This window comes from Olivibacter sitiensis DSM 17696 (assembly GCF_000427965.1).
Classification (GTDB): domain Bacteria; phylum Bacteroidota; class Bacteroidia; order Sphingobacteriales; family Sphingobacteriaceae; genus Olivibacter; species Olivibacter sitiensis.
This window is the reverse complement of the sequence record NZ_ATZA01000002.1, coordinates 1-20,079: the sequence shown is the minus strand read 5'-3', so window position 1 is coordinate 20,079 and position 20,079 is coordinate 1. Positions and strand designations below refer to the sequence as shown.

The 20,079-nt window shown below is 43.9% G+C and carries 12 protein-coding genes; 10 read left to right on the top strand and 2 right to left on the bottom strand.

The features are described from left to right. Nucleotides 1–22 precede the first annotated feature (22 nt). On the bottom strand, nucleotides 23–3,259 hold the full coding sequence (locus A37S_RS0101250; RefSeq protein WP_036600859.1) for a S41 family peptidase: 3,237 nt from the start codon (nucleotides 3,257–3,259) through the stop codon (nucleotides 23–25). Nucleotides 3,260–3,383: 124 nt separating this feature from the next. Here A37S_RS0101250 and A37S_RS0101245 point away from each other — a divergent pair, with 124 nt between their 5' ends. From A37S_RS0101245 to A37S_RS23150, 10 genes are all read left to right on the top strand, one after another. Next, on the top strand, nucleotides 3,384–4,022 hold the full coding sequence (locus tag A37S_RS0101245; RefSeq protein ID WP_028295421.1) for a rhomboid family intramembrane serine protease: 639 nt from the start codon (nucleotides 3,384–3,386) through the stop codon (nucleotides 4,020–4,022). Nucleotides 4,023–4,034: 12 nt separating this feature from the next. Further along, nucleotides 4,035–4,634 carry a Crp/Fnr family transcriptional regulator gene (locus A37S_RS0101240; protein WP_051292628.1) on the top strand — a complete coding sequence of 200 codons (600 nt, stop codon included), beginning with the start codon at nucleotides 4,035–4,037 and terminating at the stop codon, nucleotides 4,632–4,634. A 149-nt stretch (nucleotides 4,635–4,783) separates the two neighbouring features. After that, nucleotides 4,784–5,791: a glycoside hydrolase family 43 protein gene (locus A37S_RS23155; RefSeq protein ID WP_211229700.1), complete on the top strand. Its 1,008-nt coding sequence runs from the start codon at nucleotides 4,784–4,786 to the stop codon at nucleotides 5,789–5,791. A 516-nt stretch (nucleotides 5,792–6,307) separates the two neighbouring features. Beyond that, nucleotides 6,308–9,472, top strand: a complete 3,165-nt coding sequence (locus A37S_RS0101230; protein WP_028295419.1) for a SusC/RagA family TonB-linked outer membrane protein — start codon at nucleotides 6,308–6,310, stop codon at nucleotides 9,470–9,472. 49 nt (nucleotides 9,473–9,521) lie between these two features. Beyond that, nucleotides 9,522–10,979 carry a RagB/SusD family nutrient uptake outer membrane protein gene (locus A37S_RS0101225; protein ID WP_169719413.1) on the top strand — a complete coding sequence of 486 codons (1,458 nt, stop codon included), beginning with the start codon at nucleotides 9,522–9,524 and terminating at the stop codon, nucleotides 10,977–10,979. A gap of 21 nt (nucleotides 10,980–11,000) precedes the next feature. Beyond that, entirely contained in the window at nucleotides 11,001–11,690 is a 690-nt protein-coding gene (locus tag A37S_RS0101220) for a fasciclin domain-containing protein (protein WP_028295417.1), read from the top strand. Nucleotides 11,691–11,715: 25 nt separating this feature from the next. Next, nucleotides 11,716–12,702: a DUF5007 domain-containing protein gene (locus tag A37S_RS0101215; protein WP_028295416.1), complete on the top strand. Its 987-nt coding sequence runs from the start codon at nucleotides 11,716–11,718 to the stop codon at nucleotides 12,700–12,702. A 154-nt stretch (nucleotides 12,703–12,856) separates the two neighbouring features. Next, nucleotides 12,857–14,470: a M60 family metallopeptidase gene (locus A37S_RS0101210; RefSeq protein ID WP_028295415.1), complete on the top strand. Its 1,614-nt coding sequence runs from the start codon at nucleotides 12,857–12,859 to the stop codon at nucleotides 14,468–14,470. A 34-nt stretch (nucleotides 14,471–14,504) separates the two neighbouring features. Then, nucleotides 14,505–17,489 carry a glycoside hydrolase domain-containing protein gene (locus tag A37S_RS0101205; RefSeq protein WP_245586280.1) on the top strand — a complete coding sequence of 995 codons (2,985 nt, stop codon included), beginning with the start codon at nucleotides 14,505–14,507 and terminating at the stop codon, nucleotides 17,487–17,489. A gap of 56 nt (nucleotides 17,490–17,545) precedes the next feature. Next, complete coding sequence (locus A37S_RS23150) at nucleotides 17,546–19,813, top strand: DUF5107 domain-containing protein (protein WP_169719412.1); 2,268 nt, start codon at nucleotides 17,546–17,548, stop codon at nucleotides 19,811–19,813. A 14-nt stretch (nucleotides 19,814–19,827) separates the two neighbouring features. On the opposite strand, the gene A37S_RS27360 is transcribed toward A37S_RS23150, so the two are convergent. Then, nucleotides 19,828–20,079, bottom strand: a 252-nt coding sequence (locus A37S_RS27360; protein WP_036600858.1) for a hypothetical protein, incomplete at its 5' end; no start/stop codon positions are given.

Sequence of the window (20,079 nt, the reverse complement as noted above, 5' to 3'; positions counted from 1 at the left end):
GGAAGGGTTCAGGCCTGCTTTTTTAGTTAGTCACTTCAGAAGCCAGTTCGTGTATGGCTGTTTCCAGCTGTTGATCTCTTCCATGGTCTATGATGCCAGGCATATTTTTGATTTCGATACTGGGCTTGGTCTCGTTGTTCTCCAGCCACTCACCGGCCTTGTTCTTGGCGCTGATGGGCACTGCTCCCCAACGGGTGCCATCGGGCAGCATCTCCCATCCGGCAAAGCTACAGGTGCCAGGCACAGGCATTCCTACGGTCTTGCCAATGCCAAGATCGGTATAGCCACAGGAAAAGCAATGTCCATCGCTATAGTTTGCCTCGTTGAACATAGCCAAAGTGGGTTTCGTCCATCTGAACGTAGGCTCGTATCCCACGGAACGATCCTCGGTGGCGTAATCCAGGAATTTCTCGCCCGTGAAGAACATGGCCAGATCGGAGACCAGGTCGCCACCACTGTTGAAGCGGGTGTCCACGATGACGGCCTTTTTGTCGGCATATTTGCCCATCATCTCCTCGTAGGTATTGCGGTACGGGCCATCGCTCATGCCGGGAATATGTACATAACCCAAGGTTCCGCCGCTAGCGCTATCTACCTCGGCTTGGTTTTTCTTTACCCAACGTTTGTACAGCAATTGATTTTCGGCCGCTAGGGAAATAGGCTTAACGGTGACTTGCTGCTTTTGTCCGCTTGCGGGATCGAACACATCTAACAGGGTGAATTTGTCCGCTTTGCGATTGAGATAGGCTGCAATATCCTGCTTGGTATCGATGTCTGTTCCATCTATGCGCTCTATGATCATTCCTGGTTTCACCTTCATACTAGCCTTGTCCAATGGACCTCCTTGGAGTATTTCGGCTATTTTGATGCCCTTGTCCTTATAGTTGTAATCCATCAATATGCCCAGCGATGCGGTGGCATCGGCCTCGGGGATATTGCGGCTATACCGGGCACCGGAATGTGACACATTGAGCTCGCCCAACATTTCTGAGAGCATTTCGGCAAACTCGTAGCTATTGCCTATATGGGGTAAATATTTGGCGTATTCGGGCCGCAGTGCTTCCCAGTCGGCATGGTGCATGTTGGGTGTATAGAACATTCCCTTGGTGCGCAGCCACACGTGGTCAAACATATATTTTCTCTCGGCATCGTTGTCGAGCTGTATATCACCGGCAAAGCTGATGGATTCTCTTTTGTTGTTTTCTGGGTTGATTTTTGAGATACTACCGCCACTTAAGAGATACAGGTTCTTCATTTCCTTGTCCCAAACGAGGCTGCCGGAACTTCCGTTCAATGCAATCTCCATTTTGGTTTCCTTTGTGCGTAAATTGGTGCTCCATAGGTTCATCCCTTTTTCAAAACTGGAGAGATAATATAGTTTTTCGCCATCTTTGGATAGTACGGCATCTCCTAGACTGGATGAATGAATGGTCAAGCGGGCCTTTCTCTCTTCGAGGCCATCCCAATCGAAGCGTAGATCGGATACTGTCGCCTTTTCTTTACTGTCCTCTTTTTTCTCCTTGTCGTCCTTTTTCTCCTTATCCTTTTTTTGGAGATCTTCAATTTCCTTTAACAGGTTGAAATCGTCCTTGTCGAGACTGTACCTATCCCAGGCTTCCTGAGTGAAGAACAAGCTGTACACATCGCGTTGCGAACTCCCGCTATTGGCATGGGCCTTCATGCCGTCGCGGTTGCTGAACCAGATCATCTGCTTACCATTGTTCACCCACTTGGCATTGCCGTCACTATAACCGCTTTGGGTGAGGTTTTTCATAGGCTGCTTGCCCGAGGCATCCAACAACACGACTTCCCCATTGGACATGGTGGGCCTGTAGGTAGCCAGCAGCCACTTGCTATCGGGACTCCAGGTGAAATATTGATCCCCATCTTGCATGTAAAACAACTGCTCTGGCGTGAGCAATGTGACGATCTGTTTTGACGTAATGTCCATCACCTTTAGGCTGCGCCTATTTTCTATAAATGCCAGTTTTTTCCCATCCGGAGAGATTGCGGGCATATAGTTGTCATTTTCATTGCTCAGTAATTCCTTTTCTTCCAATAGGGTGGAGGCAAAGAAGAAGGGTTCTTCCTCCCGTGTTTTGGTGGTTTGGTAGATACGCCACTTGCCATTTCGTTCACTGGAATAGATGATGGACTTGCCGTCTGGGGTGAATTTTACAAAGCGTTCCTGTTCTGGCGTATTGGTTATTCTTTTGGTCAATTTGCCATCCACAGAAGATACCAGCACTTCGCCTCTCGCTATGAAGGCTATTTCTTTTCCGTTGGGAGAGATGTCAAATTCCCTGATACCGCTACTGATGGTGACGATGCCGTCATTGTTGCTCTTGTCCTGTGCATGGATGGCAATGTCTACTTTTTTCGGCTCTTGGCCATCGGTCAAGGTATATACTTCTCCGTCGTATCCAAAGCAGAGCAGGTCGCTGTTTGACTTGCTCAGGAAACGTACCGGAAATTTCTTGAAATGCGTGACTTGTCGTTTGTCTCCCTTTTGTGAAAGGCTAGACTTGAATATGTTGAATGTTCCGTCTTCTTCACTTAAGTAGTACATGCCTTGCTCATCGTCTGCAAAAAGCGGATTTCGATTCTCGCCATAGAATGTCGTTATTTTTTCGTGCTTATCATTCGTTTTATCATAAAGCCAAATATCCCTGGCTATGGACGATTGGTGGTGTTTGCGCCACTCGTTTTCACCCCCTTTTTTGTCGTGGTATATCAGTTTGTTGCCATCCTTGCTTACCTGTACCCACTCTGCTGGTACGGTTAGGATTTGGTCTACACGGCCACCAGCGACAGGCACGGCATAAAGCTCGGGCTGCGAAGCGGTAGGGTATTGACGATGTAATACCGCATCTTGACGAACGCCGCCAAAAAGGATGGAACTGTTGTCGTGGGAGAAACTGTAGGGAACTTCGTCGTTGGAATGGTAGGTAAGGCGTTTTGCCTGGCCACCGGTTGCGCTCATCACAAAAACATCGAAATTGCCATATCGGTCCGAAGCAAAGGCAATCTGCTTGCTGTCCTTGCTCCAGACGGGCATGAAATCGTGCGCTTCGTGCACGGTGAGCTGACGGGCTTCGCCGCCAGTGCTGGGAACGGTGTAGATATCGCCTTTGTAGGTGAATGCGATCTGTTTCCCGTCGGGTGAAACAGAAGGATAACGGATCCATTGCGGTGCTGTCTGGGCCAGCGATGAAAAAGTCGCGAGCAAGACTAAGCATGGAGTAAACAATCTCTTCATTTTTATAATCTAGTAAATTTATGTAGCGAATATAAGTATTGAATCGCCATATAAATTAAGAATAACACATAAGTTACCAGCGGTTTTTGCCTATATTTAGCACTTTTATCGGAAAAGCTTTTTTATGGATTTTTTTACTACATTTTTGCAGCACAATCCAGCTACTATCACATTGGTATTGCTAATCGTAACAGTGAGTATTGTTGGTTTTCTCAAGCCTTCGCTGTTTGCGAAGTTGGTGATGGTACCTTATAGCCTGTACAAAAAAGAAAGATTATATACATTGCTTACGGCACCCTTGGTTCATAAGAACGTACTCCACCTCTTGCTCAATCTTCTCGTTTTATTGATAGTGGGGATGGGACTGGAGAAAGATTTGAAACTGGAGCGGCAATCTCCGTTCTTGTTGTTGTTTTTCTTCTTTCTTTGCGCTCTTTTGGCCAATATAGGATCTTCTTGGCGTCATAGAAGAAATCTAAGGGTGCGAAGCATGGGCTCATCTGGGGGCGCATTGGGCTTGATGGCCATTCATCTCTTGCTCAATCCATTCAAATATATGCTGAACATACAGCCCATAGGACATTTCAATGGTCTTGCCGTTTTGCTGTTTTTGTTCGTATTGGTATCGTTGAGCTTGAGCAGGCAATCAGACGAAATGGTTGACCATTGGAACCATTTCTTCGGCGTGCTGGGCGGTACCATCATTGGATTGTTGTTTTTCTGGCACAACACCGCTGGTATATTTTCTTATTATTTAGGATAGCGATGAACATTTATGATACGGAAGGATGACAGCGATAAATTTGCAGGAATCAATGCTAATGTGCAAAAGTGCGGTATATTTTCCGATAAGGAGCTGCAGTTTTTCAACAACTTGCTCCAATATAAAGAAGTGCCTAAAAAAACCTTTTTGCTGCATCAAGGAGAGATTTGTCGATTTGAGGCTTATGTGGTCAAGGGCTGTGTACGGGTGTATTTCATAGATGCGCAAGGAGCAGAATTGACGCTATACTTTGCGGTAGAAGACTGGTGGGTAAGCGATATCGCTAGTTTTCAAGAACATAAACCGAGTACACTGTTTATAGAGACCTTGGAAGACAGCGAACTGCTGCTGCTCACGCTGGAAACCAAAGAGCTGCTGTTGAAAGAAATCCCACTGTTTGAGCGGGTCTTCCGTCTTATGGTGCAACGCAACCTGGCCAATTTGCAGGAGCGGCTTTTTCAGACCGTTACCACTTCTGCCGTAGAGAAATACCTCAATTTCTTGGAGCGCTACCCCAATATCCCCAATAGGGTGGCACAGCATTATATTGCTTCTTACCTTGGTTTCACGCCGGAGTTTTTGAGCAAAGTGAGGAGGAGGTTGTATAAGTAGAAGCTTGTGAAGGTGGACAAACGTAATGATTGAGACAATTTGGCGATTTATTGATAAAGCTTGTCCCTTCATTCTAGGAGCGAATGCCCATATTTGTACCAATGGCATCGCTATCGTGTGCCATGGCGTCAATTAGCAATATGAAGGTTATGGACTTCCTTAAAAGATACGGTCATTTCTGCTGTTTTGTTGGTATGGTGATGTTGCTAATGGCGTGTAGTGCCCGCAAGTTGTCCAAAGTGGATCAGACAGGCGTCCAGATTACACAGGCAGATCCAACCATTTTTTTTCATGATGGGCAGTATTACCTTTATGGTACGGATGGCGATGATGCCCATCAGGGCATCAAAGTCTTTCGGTCTGCAGACCTGGAAAATTGGGAAGAGGCGGTTGGGGTGCTAGACGGATATGCCTTACATAGCCGAGTTGCTTATGGTGACAGGGGCTTCTGGGCGCCACAAGTGTGGGAACATGCAGGCAGATTTTATATGGCTTATACGGCCAATGAAAATATTGCAATAGCATCTGGCAGTTCTCCCCTTGGGCCGTTTGCGCAAGTTGAACAGCAACCTTTAATAGCGGATGGTAAGCAAATCGACCCGTTTATTTTTCATGACGATGACGGCAAAACCTATTTGTTCCATGTGCGTCTGCAAGCGGGCAACCGCATATTCGTGGCAGAACTGGAAGACGGATATAGGGGTATAGTGGCTGGCACGCTAAAGGAATGTATCCATGCAGAGCTAAAATGGGAAAATACGGACGAAGTGGATTGGCCCGTGGTGGAGGGGCCTACTGTAATAAAGTACGAAGGACGTTATTACCTATTCTATTCTGCCAATGATTTCAGGAACAAGCAATATGCTGTGGGAGTGGCCGTAGCGGACAAGGTGTACGGTCCGTGGGAAAGGATAGGGGAATCGCCACTTCTGAGCATGGCCAACACCCATTGGGCAGGTACAGGACATGGAGACGTCTTCAGAAATGACAAGGGGTGGTATTACATTTGTCATACGCATTATTCGGACGAAAAGGTAGGACCCAGAAAGACAGCCATTGTGCCATTTGCTTTTGTGCACGACAAAAACCACCAAATAGCCATTCCTCGATTTGATGCCTCCGCATTCAGGCACCTCTATGCACGAAAAAAAGAGTAGTGGGCATGATTTGATGTCTCGGCGTATCTATGACTAGTCGTCATGTAGATTATCCCGTTTTTATCGCCAAAGCATGTAGAAGGATTGACCCGATATCTCCAATAGGGTGACTCGGCACTATATTGCTTTTTAGTTCGGGTTCCAACTGAATTTTTGGGGATAGGGTAGGTTAATAGGGAAAAAGAAAATTGCTGTCTTTGCAGTTAAAATGCAGTGTGATTTACGCAATCGGTTGCGCAAATTACGCAATCGGTTGCGTTTGGAAATAACTTGTCATAGTAAAAACACATGGCTATTATTGTATTAATGTTGATTCAACGGGACATTAGGAAGAATCAATGTTACGCATAGCTAACGATACCAATTATTATTCTAGGGGTTATTTATTTGTTGAATAATTAACTGTGTTTATGTATGAGTTAAAATTACGCGCATGTTGTGCTGGTGTTTCATTTTTGGAAGAGAACTAGTACAAAACTAAATCAAAAACAAAATAATTTCTTAATCAAAAATTGTATGAAAAAAAGAGTTACTTTTTTTATCCTGCTATGGTTTTGCTCATACTTTTCGTATGCTCAGCAAAATAGGATCACTGGGATAGTGACCGATAGCGATGGGCAGGTCTTACCGGGCATCTCTGTGATCGAAAAAGGCACAAAGAATGCGGTTCAGACCGATACGAGGGGCCAATTTACGATAACGTTAAACGGGAGCTCTAACACTCTTGCTTTTTCCATGATTGGGTTTCAGACAAAAGAAGTCAATGTATCGAATACACAAGAAGTGACAGTCGTATTACTTGAAAATCGATCTGATCTTGACGAAGTGGTTGTTGTGGGTTACCAACAGCAGTCCATCAAGAAAACGACCAGCGCGGTACAAACGATTACGGGTAAACAAATTGAAAACCTGCCTGCGCCAAGCTTTGAAACTTTACTGCAAGGTCGTGTCGCAGGGGTCAACATTCAAAACTTTACGGGGGAGCCAGGTGTGCGTAATACCTTTACCGTTCGTGGAAATACGACTATTAGCGGCGATTTGAATACTGACAATTTAGATTTGGCAAATACCATGAGTTCTCCGCTATTCATTATTGATGGTATGCCGGTATCTGTAACGGATCTTTCCGGATCTACGGCAACGGGGACAAACTATATTGCAGGGATCAATGTCAATGACATTGAAAGTATTGTCATCCAGAAGGATGCGGCGGCTACTGCCGTATGGGGGTCACGAGGAGCAAATGGGGTCATCGTGATTAAAACCAAAAAGGGTTTAATGGGAAAGCCGACCGTAAGGTTTTCGTCCTATGTAGGCGCAACGCAAAGGCCGGAACTACAAAATACGCTAGCTGGAGCTGAAGAAAGAAGACTCAAAATGGGGATATTCCAGGAGTATGGTAGCCATGCTCAACTATCGGATATCCCACAGGTTCTTACAGACAGTTTAAATCCAAATTTCAACAACGCTACCGATTGGCAGGATTTATTTTATCGTACGGGTTCGGTGCAAAACTATGATGTGAATATATCTGCAGGAACTGATATTCTCAATTATCGTCTGGCATTTAATCATTATAATGAAGACGGTATAGTCAGGAATTCGGGATTTAAACGTTATACCATGCGCGGCAACTTTGATTTCAGGCTTTTTCCCAATGCCAGAACGAATCTGATAGTGGCTGCGTCCAGGATGGATCGCAAAAGGGGGTTGGGTAGAGGGGTTGACGAAATAGTGCCCATTACCGCATCGTCCATGCCTTCTTCGTTTGTAAAACTGACCGAAAGTGATTATGATTTTTACTATGGGCAATATGACAAATTGCGGGATGACAACCAGTCTGATGCCGTAGATATTTTCTCCCAGACAGACATAGATTTGTTTAAGGGAATTAAATATTCATTGCAAGCATCTGTTCAGGCTAAATTTGACCGGAGGGATAGGTTCCAACCGGCAGAATTGAGCAGTGTGGGCGAGTCGTTTGCTTCCAGTAATCGGTATGAAAACTACAAATACAATGTGACCAATATTTTGAACTGGGGAAAAACCTTTGCTGATACACATACGATTGCCTTAACGGGGATGCAGGCCTTCGAGTATGATAATATAAAAAGTGTATATGCTTATGGCTCCTATCTCCCTACCGATGACGTTCAGGTGGTGCAGGGCGTGGCTCAACGTTACCTTGATGCCAACTCCAATCTGCGGGAATCTGGGCTGATCTCTTATCTGGGCCAATTCTCCTATGATTATAAAGAAAAATATATAGTCAACGCTTCTTGGCGCGCTGATGGATCCAGTCGTTTTGGAGCAAATACCAAATGGGGCTATTTTCCGGCAGCGTCGGTAGCTTGGCTAGCCTCGGAAGAAAATTTCTTGAAACCCGTTGAATGGATCGAATTGTTGAAGTTCAGGGGAAGTTACGGCTTATCGGGCACATTGCCCTCGGATTATTATGCGCCGTACAACTCTTGGAACATGTCTTCCACCACTTATGACGGAAACTCCATTGCTACGCCAAACTATGGCAGTAACCCGTTGACACAACCCGATTTGACCTGGAACAAATCAAAACAAACCAATATCGGTGCCGACATTTACTTGTTCAAAAACAGGCTAAATATCACGACCGATTTTTACCGAAAGGAAACCATCGATCCGATTATGGCCTTTGACTTCCCTTTCTATACTGGTTATACCCGCCTCTCGTACAACGTGCCCATGACCATTTTGAACGAGGGTATAGAGTTGACCATCAACACCAGGAATCTTAATGCCAGCAGCAAGTTGCAGTGGAGTACTAATCTAAATATTAGTTACAATAAAAACAGGCTAGGCTCTTTGCCAAACGGCAATCGAAGTTTTTACGGTGACTCCAGAGGTTTTAATCAACAATTATATTACAATGTGGGCGATCCCATTTACCAATGGGCACAATTGATCTATACGGGCCAGGTTTATAACCGATTGGAAGATATTCCTGTCAACCCCGCCAATGGACAAAGGTTAAGCTATTACAAAACTTACAATCCAGTACAACCCGGCTTCCCAGTTTGGTCGGATGTCAATGGCGATTGGGACGTATGGAGTGATTCGGATACGGGCAATGCAGATGGCGATTTGGTGCCCACGGGCGATCCGAACCCTAAATTTACGGGAGGTCTCTATAATGAGTTTACCTGGAAGAACTTTTCGTTGGGAATATTGGGTACCTTTACCTTTGATAGGGATATCATCAACACCTTGATGGCCAATCAATTTTCCAATATCTGGAATTACGGCAGTACATATACGCTTGCCAATCAGCGCTTGCCAGATCTGGAAGGACTTAACTATTGGACGCCATCTAAGGCCGAAGACCCGAATTTCAATGCCGATTTCCCTTCGATTAGCCCATATGGACCGAATTATTATCAATTCTTGCCATTTTCTACCATGTGGAATGAAAATGGAAGCTACTTTAAGATCAAAACCATTACGGTAGGTTATTTCTTTAACAGCAATATGCTAAGCAGGTTAGGTATCAAGGGTGCTAGGGTTTACGGTATCATGGACAATGTTCATATTTTCCAGTCTTCTCGTGTGCCAGATGCCGAGCTGGTAAGCCCACAAGGGGAATATACTGGAGGATCTTATCCACTACCCAAGAAATTTACGTTTGGCGTAGAAGTAACTTTATAGGCATAGACACAATTTGTTTAGTACTTAAAACATGGATATCGCAATGAACATGAAGAATAATATTAAAAGATTGGTGCTGGCAGGTATACTTGCTACATCACTGACTGCTCCAAGCTGCAATAAGTATCTGGATTTGGAACCTAAGAACTCTACCTACGATGAGGTTTTCTGGGTGAACGGGGCAAACGTAAGTAAAGCGTTGTCCGGAGCATATAGCTTATTGAGAGATGCTTTCAGAGATACGAGAAGCTATTTCATATTTGGTGACATTGCAGGAGGTAACTTGGCTGTGGGAGGAGACTATTGGAACTATAATACGCTCGTGGAAAGCGGGAACTTCAGATTTAGTTATGCTCCATATCTGGAAAGTGCCGTACACAACTGGAGCCGTTTCTATAGCATCATCAATCAATGCCATCTCATTATCGAAAACACGCCCAATATAGATGTTTCCAGTTTCAGCGGAGGTGAGGTACAGCGGAACCGGATTGAAGGTGAGGCCCGCTTTCTGCGGGCATACGTATACTTCTATCTGCAAAGAGTGTGGGGAGATGTCATCCTGACAAGGGAAGCATTAAAAGATCCCCAAAACGTACCGGAACTAGGAAGGGTTCCACAGGAAGAAACGCTGACATTTTGCAAGGATGATTTGCTGAAGGCAATTGAATTGCTGGACAATGGTGAACCAGTGACCGTAGCAAACAGAAGTGCTGCACAAGCCCTTTTGGCTCATATTTATGCATGGGAGCATGATTATTCCAATGCGGAAACTTATGCCAATGAAGTGATTACCACTGGAGGGTTTGCCTTGGAAGACGTTGAAAACTACCTTCAAATATGGAATGGCCATTCAGAAGAGAGTATTTTTGAGCTCAATATGCTTTATGATGCCATAAGCAATGAAGGCACCTCAGGTTTTTTCAATATATTCTTAACTGATCCCTATATTAGGAGCAGAAGCTTAAATAGCGCTTGGCCCCTGAGCAGTGAGGTATTGAACAATCTGTTCGTGGAAGACGAGGCTCGGGCAGACACCATTATCAAGGTAGCAGCAGGGGGCGGTTCGAGTAGGATCTTGGCCAAGTACATGGGTGTCGATTATTATGACGCAAACAATCCAAACACTTATGTGGTCAGCAACAACCTGGTGCTTATGCGTCTGGCAGATATTTATTTGCTAAGGGCAGAGTCCCGTTTCAAGAATGGTAATGAATCTGGTGCGTTGGCTGATTTAAACCTGATTCGGAACAGGGCCAAACTTGCCTCTTATAGCGGTTCTGGCGATGACTTGTTCAACGAGATCTTTGATGAACGCAGAAGGGAGCTCATTGGAGAAGGCTGCACTGCGTTTGATATGATCCGGATGGAACAGCACCAACGCCTATACCCCACAATTTATTCCAGCGATCGGATAGCTCAACAAGGGTATTTCTGGCCTTTGGCTATGCGTACCTTATTGCCACAGGCACCTTTGTTGACACAAAACGAATGGTGGAAGAGTCATTAATTTCATTCAAAAAAATAGATTATGAAAACATTGTTTAAATATTTTTATATGTTGTTGGGCTTGGCCGTTTTGATTCCAGCCTGTAAACAAGATGATTATTTTATCGGTGGATCTTTACACACTGCTAAAGTAGAAATGTCCACCTATGATTTCCTGCAAAGCAATGATAGGGGTTTGTTCGACACCTTATTGCTTTTGGTAGATAGGGCTGGCGTGGCAGATAAGATAAACCAACCGGGTATTACCTTCTTTGCACCTACCGACTATTCCATCAACTCTTATATAGAGTACCGTACAGCCATAGAACAGGAGATAGACCCCTTTCGGATGTGGACTGTAGATTCAATCATTAAGTACGAATTACCTCGTTTTGCAGATTCACTGGATATCTACATTGTCCCTCAGGTTATTACATACGATGATCTGACAAATAATGGAACGCTGTATGCTACTCAAATGGCGGGACAAAATTCTGTGGTTTCGTTTGAATATACGGACGATCCTAATTTGGGCTATAACAGTAATAGTGCCAACCTACCCCAGGTGATGTACTACACCTATTTGTTTGGCCCAGCACCTTCTCCTCTCATTGCGCCCAATATTACCTCTGAACAAGGGGCAAGAACCTTGGTACAGACTTCGGGCATTGAAACGCAAACAGGGAGAGTGAATGTACTATCCAATAGTCACAGGTTGTTTTATGCTCGATAATTGAAACTAGATTAAAACTATTGTTATGAAAAGAAACTATAAGATCGCATTAGGCCTGACACTCGTTACGCTTGTCACGGCCATAGCCTGCAAGAAAGTACCCGATGGTTTTCTAAGTCAGTATATCCGGTACGAGGAATTTCCCATAGCGGTGGCGCAAGGGAGAGCATCCGTTAGTTCGGCGTTAAATTTGGACGGTTCTGGAAAGCCCGTCACTGTCAAACTGCTCCACGTTTACAATAAGGAAACGGGAGCTAATGTGGATGATCTATTTGCGCAGACATACAACGTGCCAGTGTGGACAGGTTTGTATGACCCCCAAATTGACACTACTCTAGACCTGATCAATGCAAAACGTACATATCAGGACCTTCCTCCTATCGTCATCAATGAATATAGTGGGCAGTTGGAAGCAAATATGGGAACATTGAATGTCCCAACTGGATCTTACCAGTTTGATCTGGAAATCTCCAATCCCGCTGGCACAAACATCTATAGTAGGATAGGTGAGTTTGAGCTGAGTAGCGCCCCAACTTACGAAATACCGGCCGCTCGCAGTACCGTTGCTATGATGGTGGGAGCTGAATCTACGACAAAGACACTTCCAGCAGGTGAAATTAGTGTAGAACGGATTGGTGAGGAAGATAAAATAATTGTTCGCATAGTTGACAAAAATGGCACCCCATTCAATCCAGCCGCTGGCGAAATAGCCCGTAGACCAAATTCTGGAACAGCGGGGGGCTATTTGCAGACTATGCAAGATTACTCTTTGAGTTATCAAACATTTGATGATCGGATGGAATTTATTTATGGCGTGGTACCTTTCCCATTAAATTCATTGGGCAATGGGTTTAACTATTACTATCGCATTCCTACCCAATATGTACATTTTGATGAAAGTTTAGACATAGCGGACGATACTTACTCCTGCAATGCGAGATTTTCTTTCAGAGCATACTATCCAGGAACCTACGAAATCACCGTCACTGTTCTTGGCGTGGCGCATCGGTAAGTTAGGGGGTAACACTAATATATCTCTCGATATTGAGACAGATATATACCCAGTGATGGAAGGATTATCTCGTGCAATAACCTCCATCGCTGTTGAGATATCTAAAGGGGTATTAAGATAGATTTATGAACATCGTAATTGATAAATATATAATATGTCAAACTGCTTTATTAAACTTGCATTGGGGGTAAAAAGGACCGTATTGCTAGTCGTTTGTTGTACCTGTATATGCCAAGTATCACTGGCACAGTCGGCAGCGGAAATAGCGTCTGTCTATGCAGACCTTTCTTTGTTTGAAACACCAATGGCTATGTCCTTAAAAAAAGGCACGAGAAAAGGAAATATTGAGAAAATCAAAAATGCCCAATTAAAAGAAGTCGCTCGCTCGTTGCTGGCTAAACAGTATGATGCAAAATATCGTATTGCAAAGTACGATGCTTTCCTGAATCCTTATAACTTAGGCAATCAGCTGATGATAGGTGATGGTTACAGTAGATATGAAAATATTACTGGTGTTTATCTCCCATTGGGCAAGCATCTTGTACTGGTAGATAACATTGACCCGGGCAAAGAAGTAAATCTTGTAGTGCCCAATTGGAATCGCCGTGCACCGAATGCCGCGGATCCAACAAAAGATCCCGCTGGTTGGGGAGTGGTGAAACAGGAATTCAGGCTGCAAAATGGGGTGAACATCATTGAGTTGAAGGATTTTGACGGATTGGCTTATATCGATTACTTTTCTGATAAGCCAGAAGATGCCCAAGCTGTGCTGGTTCACTTTCCCGATGCTAAAGTGAATGGATACTTTGACATTGCAAAAAATGACGATGCTGACTGGAACAGCCTCATAGACAACGCTGTTTATCCAATTATAGATGCCATTGGGAAACATATCCAAATCGTTTATCCGGCAGCGGATTGCAAGAAATACGCTTATGGAAGGGGCAAGGAATTGATCAGCAATTACGATTCGTTGGTATATCGGCAGCACCGCCTTTTGGGACTTGTGAAATACGATAAAGTACCAAAAAATCATATTCTGGCCCGTGTGAACTATAATTATTATATGTTCAGGGATGGCGATGGGGTGGCATATATGGGTACAGATCCGGGCAATGCCATGTCTCTGGTAGTCGATCCAGATCGCGTAATAAAGGGCGACCCATGCTGGGGTTTTAGCCATGAAGTCGGTCATGTTCATCAATTGAGGCCTTTCTTTAACTGGGGCGGATTGGGCGAGGTAAGTAATAATGTCTTTGCTCTTTACGTGACGAAGTCATTTGGCAATAAAAGTCGGGTTTCAGAACAAAATAACTACCAAAAGGCACGCGATAGCATTATAGATCGTAAGATCTGCTATTTGCAAGACAAGGATGTATTCAACCGCTTAATCCCTTTCTGGCAATTGCAGTTGTATTTTGAGAGGGAGGGCGAGCAACCTGATTTTTATCCTGATCTCTTCGAGGCGTTCCGTCGGCAAGGAGCCAACATGCGAAATCCGAGCCGTAGAGGGGGCTGGGGTGATAGGGGCGCTAATCCAGCAACGTTTCAATTGAATTTTGTGAAGACTGCATGTGAAGTGTCCAGAATAGACTTGACAGATTTTTTTGAGCAATATGGCTTTTTCTACGTAGGGCAATTTCAGTACGATGATTATGGTGATTACAGTTATAATATGACCCAAGATATGGTGGACAAATGCAAAGCTGAAATCAAGGCGATGAGCCTTTCAAAACCAAAGCTAGATATTAGCTTATTAAAGGATTGAACTGTCCACTAGTTTTACCATTATTGATCAGCATATGAACTTTGTTCGAATTATATCCCTTTTCTTTATTGTCGTTTTGGCCGCGCGGCAAAGCCTCGCACAATACCCCTTTCCACCCGAAGTAGCTAAATGGAACGCCGATTCATTGGGCAATCAACGTGCGGTTTTGTTGGTTAAGGGAGAGGATAAGTTCGCTAAGGCATCAATTGCATGGAGAAATCGTCAGGTAACCGCAGATCAACTTTTGTTTATTGTCGATAGCGCCCGCAATCGGTTGGTAGAAAACATTCATTATGGAGCATTTTCAGAAGAGAAGGGCGATTTTATTTTTGAAGCGACCTCCGGCTCTGGTATCTATTATGTTTACTATTTGCCCTATCGATTGAAGGGCAGTCGTTATTACCCGGAAGCCGAGTACCTTAAGCGGCCAGTTGAGCAGGAGTCTATAAAATCCATTGAGGCTAAAAATAGCGCAATACTCTTGCGGTTGGAGGCTGTAGACGAGTTCAACAGCAATGATCCCATGGAGGTGACAGCCACAGAAGCCGAAGTACAAGCCTACTTACAAAAGTTCAAAGGGGAAAGCTATTTCGTCTTTCCGGAACGGTATACCCATCCTATTAAGATGTCATCACATCTGCCTCGGCGATGGGTAGAGGGTAAATCTGGGCTTTTATCTCTGGAGGGAGAAACGGAGCGAGGAGCATACTACGCCTTTCAGTTGGGATTATGGTCGGCAAAGACAGATTTGAAGGACGTGCAGGTCGGTTGCTCTTCCTTAAAAAGTGAGAACGGGGCCGTTTTGTCTGCTGACGCATTTGACTGCATCAATACACAGGGCATTAGCTACACGGAGAAGCCGATGTCCATGAAAGTCGACGTACCGCAATCGAAGGTGCAGGCACTGTGGTGTGGGCTAAAAATACCAAAAGATACCAAACCGGGCATCTATAGTGGCACCGTGCATATCAAACCCGCCAATGCCCCGGAAAAGATAGTACAGATTAGCTTGACGGTGCTGCCAGCCGTTGCCGTTAACGGCGGCGTAGACGAGCCGTGGAGGATGACGAGGTTGCCTTGGCTGAACTCTACCTTGGCACAAGAGAATAGCGTGATAAAGCCTTATACTCCACTGGAAGTAGAAGGAGATACTGCTATTTCCTTATTAGGTCGTAAAGTCGTTCTCGATGCCAGTGGATTTCCTAAACAAATACTGAGTTATTTTACCCCGGAAATGACGAGTATTGGAAAGACAGCCATAAGCCTACTGGCGGAACCTATTCACTTTCACGTGACACGTAAAACGGGTAAGGGGGATGTTCAATTCAAAGCAGAAGGACTTTCGCTAACCAAAAAACAGGCAGGCACCGTTAGTTGGATAAGCCACAACGTATCGGACGAATTGACGATGGAGGTGGCTGCTTCGCTAGAATTCGATGGTTTCGTTAATTATGTCGTTAAGCTTGTCGCCTTAAAAGATTTGGAGCTGCAGGACATTGCAATGCATATACCTTACCAACCACAGATGGCTACTTATATGCTAGGACTGGGTAAAAAGGGTGGGTTTCGGCCAGATAGTATCTCCTGGAAATGGGATGTTGCCAAGAAAAACCAAGATGGTGCGTGGATAGGTAACGTAAATGCAGGCATACAATTCTCGCTGCGTGACGAAAAATATCAACGTCCGTTGAATACTAATTTTTATTTACAAAAACCCCTGCTATTACCCAGTTCATGGGGAAATGGAAATAAAGGGGGGATTGATATCAGTATGGAAGGAGCGTCCCTGCTTGTGAACAACTACAGTGGAGAACGGAACATGCGGGCGGGCGATACGCTATATTACAATTTTACCTTGCTCCTAACTCCCTTTCACGCCCTTAATACAGAAGCACAATGGGATGAGCGTTATTTTCACGCTTATAAACCAGTTGATACCGTGAAGAAAAGCGGAGCAAATGTTATTAATATTCACCATGCAAATGCTTTAAACCCCTATATTAACTACCCTTTTATAGCAACGAAGGAGATGAAAGCGTATATCGATTCTGCGCATCAGGTGGGCTTGAAGGTGAAAATCTACAATACGGTAAGGGAGGTTTCCAACCGAATGTATGAGTTATACCCGCTTCGTAGCCTAGGACACGAGGTGTTTTCGGCTGGTCCAGGTAAAGGGTATTCTTGGCTACAGGAGCATCTCCATGACGACTATATTGCTGCATGGTTTGTGCCTTATTACAAAGATGCGGCAATTATTAACAGCGGCATGAACCGCTGGCACAATTACTATGTGGAAGGTATGAACTGGTTGGTTGACCATATAGGTATAGATGGGATATATCTTGATGATGTAGCATTTGACCGGGTAACTATGAAACGGATAAAAAGGGTCATGACCAAAAACGGTCGACCTGGCTTAATAGATCTTCATTCTGCCAACCAATACAATGAACGGGATGGTTTTAATAATAGTGCTCATCTCTATTTGGAGCATTTTCCATATCTCAACAGATTATGGTTTGGTGAGTATTTCGACTATGAAAACAACAATCCTGATTTCTTCCTTACCGAGATTAGCGGTATCCCTTTTGGGTTGATGGGAGAGATGTTGCAGGACGGAGGAAATCCTTGGCGAGGCATGATTTACGGAATGACCAATCGCTTGCCTTATCAGAAAAGCGGCCCACAGGCGCTATGGAAAGCCTGGGATGATTTCGGGATTAAAGGGTCACAAATGATTGGCTATTGGGTGGATAACAGCCCCGTAAAGACCGATCACCAACAAGTTTTAGCTACGGTTTTTAAAAAAGAAGGAAAAATAATGCTTGCACTAGCAAGCTGGGCCGAAGAGGATGTGCAGGTGAATTTGTCGATAGACTGGAAAGGACTTGGTATTGATTCAGAAAAAGCAACTATTTACGCACCAGAGATTGCAGATTTTCAGCAGGCAACAAAAATGAAGCTAGGGGAGACCGTGCCTGTAGCAAAAAACAAAGGATGGCTGCTCATTATTGAGTGATAAGTTATCTCTCACTTGTCAAATTATAGGGATTAATGAACGTAATTAAACAATTCATGAATAAGTCTTTCTTTATCACATTAATTAGCTTGCTGCCCCTTGGGTTATATGCACAACGGACGGCAACTATTACAGAATCTACAAAAACATATACTACTTATCCTTTTTCGGATCCCGAACCAGTTCCAGCCGTGCAGAAAATTTACCCCTATTATAGGTTTGATGGCTTTACGGATATACCAGAAGAGAAGGAGTGGAAAATAGTGGAGATGGAGAATGATTTTATCAAGGTACAAATTATGCCTGAAATAGGCGGCAAAATCTGGAGCGCCTATGATAAAATTTCAAAGAGAGATTTTATTTATAATAATGGGGTGGTCAAGTTCAGGGATATCGCCATGCGCGGACCGTGGACAAGTGGGGGTATAGAAGCCAACTATGGAATTATTGGCCATACACCAAACACTTCTACACCGGTGGACTATTTGACTAGAACTAATGATGACGGGAGCGTTAGTTGTTTCGTTGGGACGCTTGACTTGCTAACGCGCACGCGCTGGGTAATGGAAATAAAATTGGAAAAGGACAAAAAGTATTTTTCTACCCGGTCTTATTGGTGCAATACGAATTCCTTGGAACAACCTTATTATACATGGATGAACCTAGGGGTGCCTGCAGGCGACGATTTGCAATTCATATATCCTGGCAATCATTACATCGGACATGATGGACGCAGTCATTCTTGGCCTATAGACGAGCACGGGCGTGATCTTTCGTTTTATAAACAGAATGATTTTGGTGGATCAAAATCTTACCATGTATTGGGTGCACTTAGCAATTATTTTGGTGCTTACTGGAAAGATAAAAATTATGGCATGATCCGTTATGCCAATAGAGAAGACAAATTGGGCAAAAAGATCTTTCTGTGGGCCCAGTCTGATGAAGGAAAGATATGGGAAGAGCTGCTTACGGATGAAAGCGGACAATACGTAGAAATACAAAGTGGACGGCTTTTTAATCAGAATGTATTTGAAAGTAGTTTTACGCCTTTTAAGCAACTTGGATTTGCCCCATATCAAAGTGATTCCTGGACAGAATATTGGTATCCTTATAGTGGAATTGGCGAGCCTTCCAGTGCAAATCTCCTTGGGACTTTTGTCGTACATCAAGAAGGCAATAAGATTAAAATAAAGATAGATCCTAATTGTCAAATAGCCGATAGTTTGTTTGTTTACAATGGGAAAGGAGCAATTATAGCTTCACGTTTTGTTGCACTATCCGTAGGGCAAACCATGGATGAAGAAATGGCCTTGCCAAGCAAAGAAATAGCAGTGAAGTTAAAGCTCAATGAAACTGTTCTGGACTTGGATGGAAGTAAGGCGTTGAATGCATTAAAAAGACCGATAATAACTCCCTCTGACGTTGATACTGGAACAGTTTACGGATTGCATTTGCAGGGAAGGGATTTAATGCGCTTCAGGAATAACGCCGGGGCGGAACCAAAAATAAGGCAATCGCTTACCGTCGACCCGTATTTTGTTCCATCTTTAGTCGAAATGTCCAAATTGCATCTGTTTCACATGCAATACGATTCGGCTTATTTTTATGCACAAAGAGCGCTAAGTATTGATACATACAACGGAGAAGCAAATTATTACTATGGCCTGGCGGCGCTAAAACTGGGCAAAGAATACGATGCCATAGATGGATTTGAGGTAGCTTCCCTTGATCCTTCGCTTCAAAGTGCCGCCTATACTTCTTTAAGTAAACAGTATATCCGTAATACGGACTATCGCAAATCGTTGGATTATTCACGCAAGGCGTTGAAAAATAACGGTGAAAATATCGAGGCATTGCAATTGACCTATTTATGTGCGAAGGCATTGAACTTAAGAAGTACGAGAGACTCCGTAGAGAAGGTTCTTTTGAACTTGGATCCTTTGAACCATTTTGTCCGTTTTGAAAGTTATTCAGACAATCTTGATGAGGATGGCAAAGAACGTTTCACCTCTTTGATAAGAAGTGAATTACTTATAGAAACATATTTGGAGTTGGCTATCTGGTATGCAAATATCAATCAATATGATGGCGTCAAGCAAATTTTGGCGCTTGCTCCCAAAAATGCAGAAGTATTGTTTTGGCTGGCCTGGTTAGATAAAGATCGGGAGGCAGAAAAAAATAAGTGGTTGTCATTAATCGGCGATAGCGAAATGTTTCATGTCTTCCCCTTTAGAGAAGAGTCTGCGCCTGTATTGGAGTGGGCAATGGAAGAATCCTCATCTTGGAAACCCCGTTATCTCTTGGCATTACTTCATATACTCTAATAAATTACAAGTTTTTAGGCCACTATTTTTTCGGAGCCGTTTACATTTTTCTCTCTTGGGTCGAGACATACGTAGTCCCGTGAGTATGGTGTTTTGTTCTTTACCACACTGTAGATTGTTCTTAATAATTTGTTCATAACATTATTCATGATTAGGTAATGGGGTTTGCCCTCCTGTTGCTTTTTCTGGTAATACAGCCGATATTCCTTGTTGTGTTTCACGGCAGCTTTTGCACCCATGTAGAGCAGTGCTTTGAGTTCCCTGTC

Bases quoted from the DNA above. Each gene is read 5' to 3' on its own strand.
- A37S_RS0101240 (WP_051292628.1), top strand. From the start codon at position 4,035: ATGATACGGAAGGATGACAGCGATAAATTTGCAGGAATCAATGCTAAT.
- A37S_RS23155 (WP_211229700.1), top strand. From the start codon at position 4,784: ATGGACTTCCTTAAAAGATACGGTCATTTCTGCTGTTTTGTTGGTATG.
- A37S_RS0101205 (WP_245586280.1), top strand. From the start codon at position 14,505: ATGAACTTTGTTCGAATTATATCCCTTTTCTTTATTGTCGTTTTGGCC.
- A37S_RS0101250 (WP_036600859.1), bottom strand. From the start codon at position 3,259: ATGAAGAGATTGTTTACTCCATGCTTAGTCTTGCTCGCGACTTTTTCA.
- A37S_RS0101220 (WP_028295417.1), top strand. From the start codon at position 11,001: ATGAAAACATTGTTTAAATATTTTTATATGTTGTTGGGCTTGGCCGTT.
- A37S_RS23150 (WP_169719412.1), top strand. From the start codon at position 17,546: ATGAATAAGTCTTTCTTTATCACATTAATTAGCTTGCTGCCCCTTGGG.
- A37S_RS0101225 (WP_169719413.1), top strand. From the start codon at position 9,522: ATGAAGAATAATATTAAAAGATTGGTGCTGGCAGGTATACTTGCTACA.
- A37S_RS0101210 (WP_028295415.1), top strand. From the start codon at position 12,857: ATGTCAAACTGCTTTATTAAACTTGCATTGGGGGTAAAAAGGACCGTA.
- A37S_RS0101230 (WP_028295419.1), top strand. From the start codon at position 6,308: ATGAAAAAAAGAGTTACTTTTTTTATCCTGCTATGGTTTTGCTCATAC.
- A37S_RS0101245 (WP_028295421.1), top strand. From the start codon at position 3,384: ATGGATTTTTTTACTACATTTTTGCAGCACAATCCAGCTACTATCACA.
- A37S_RS0101215 (WP_028295416.1), top strand. From the start codon at position 11,716: ATGAAAAGAAACTATAAGATCGCATTAGGCCTGACACTCGTTACGCTT.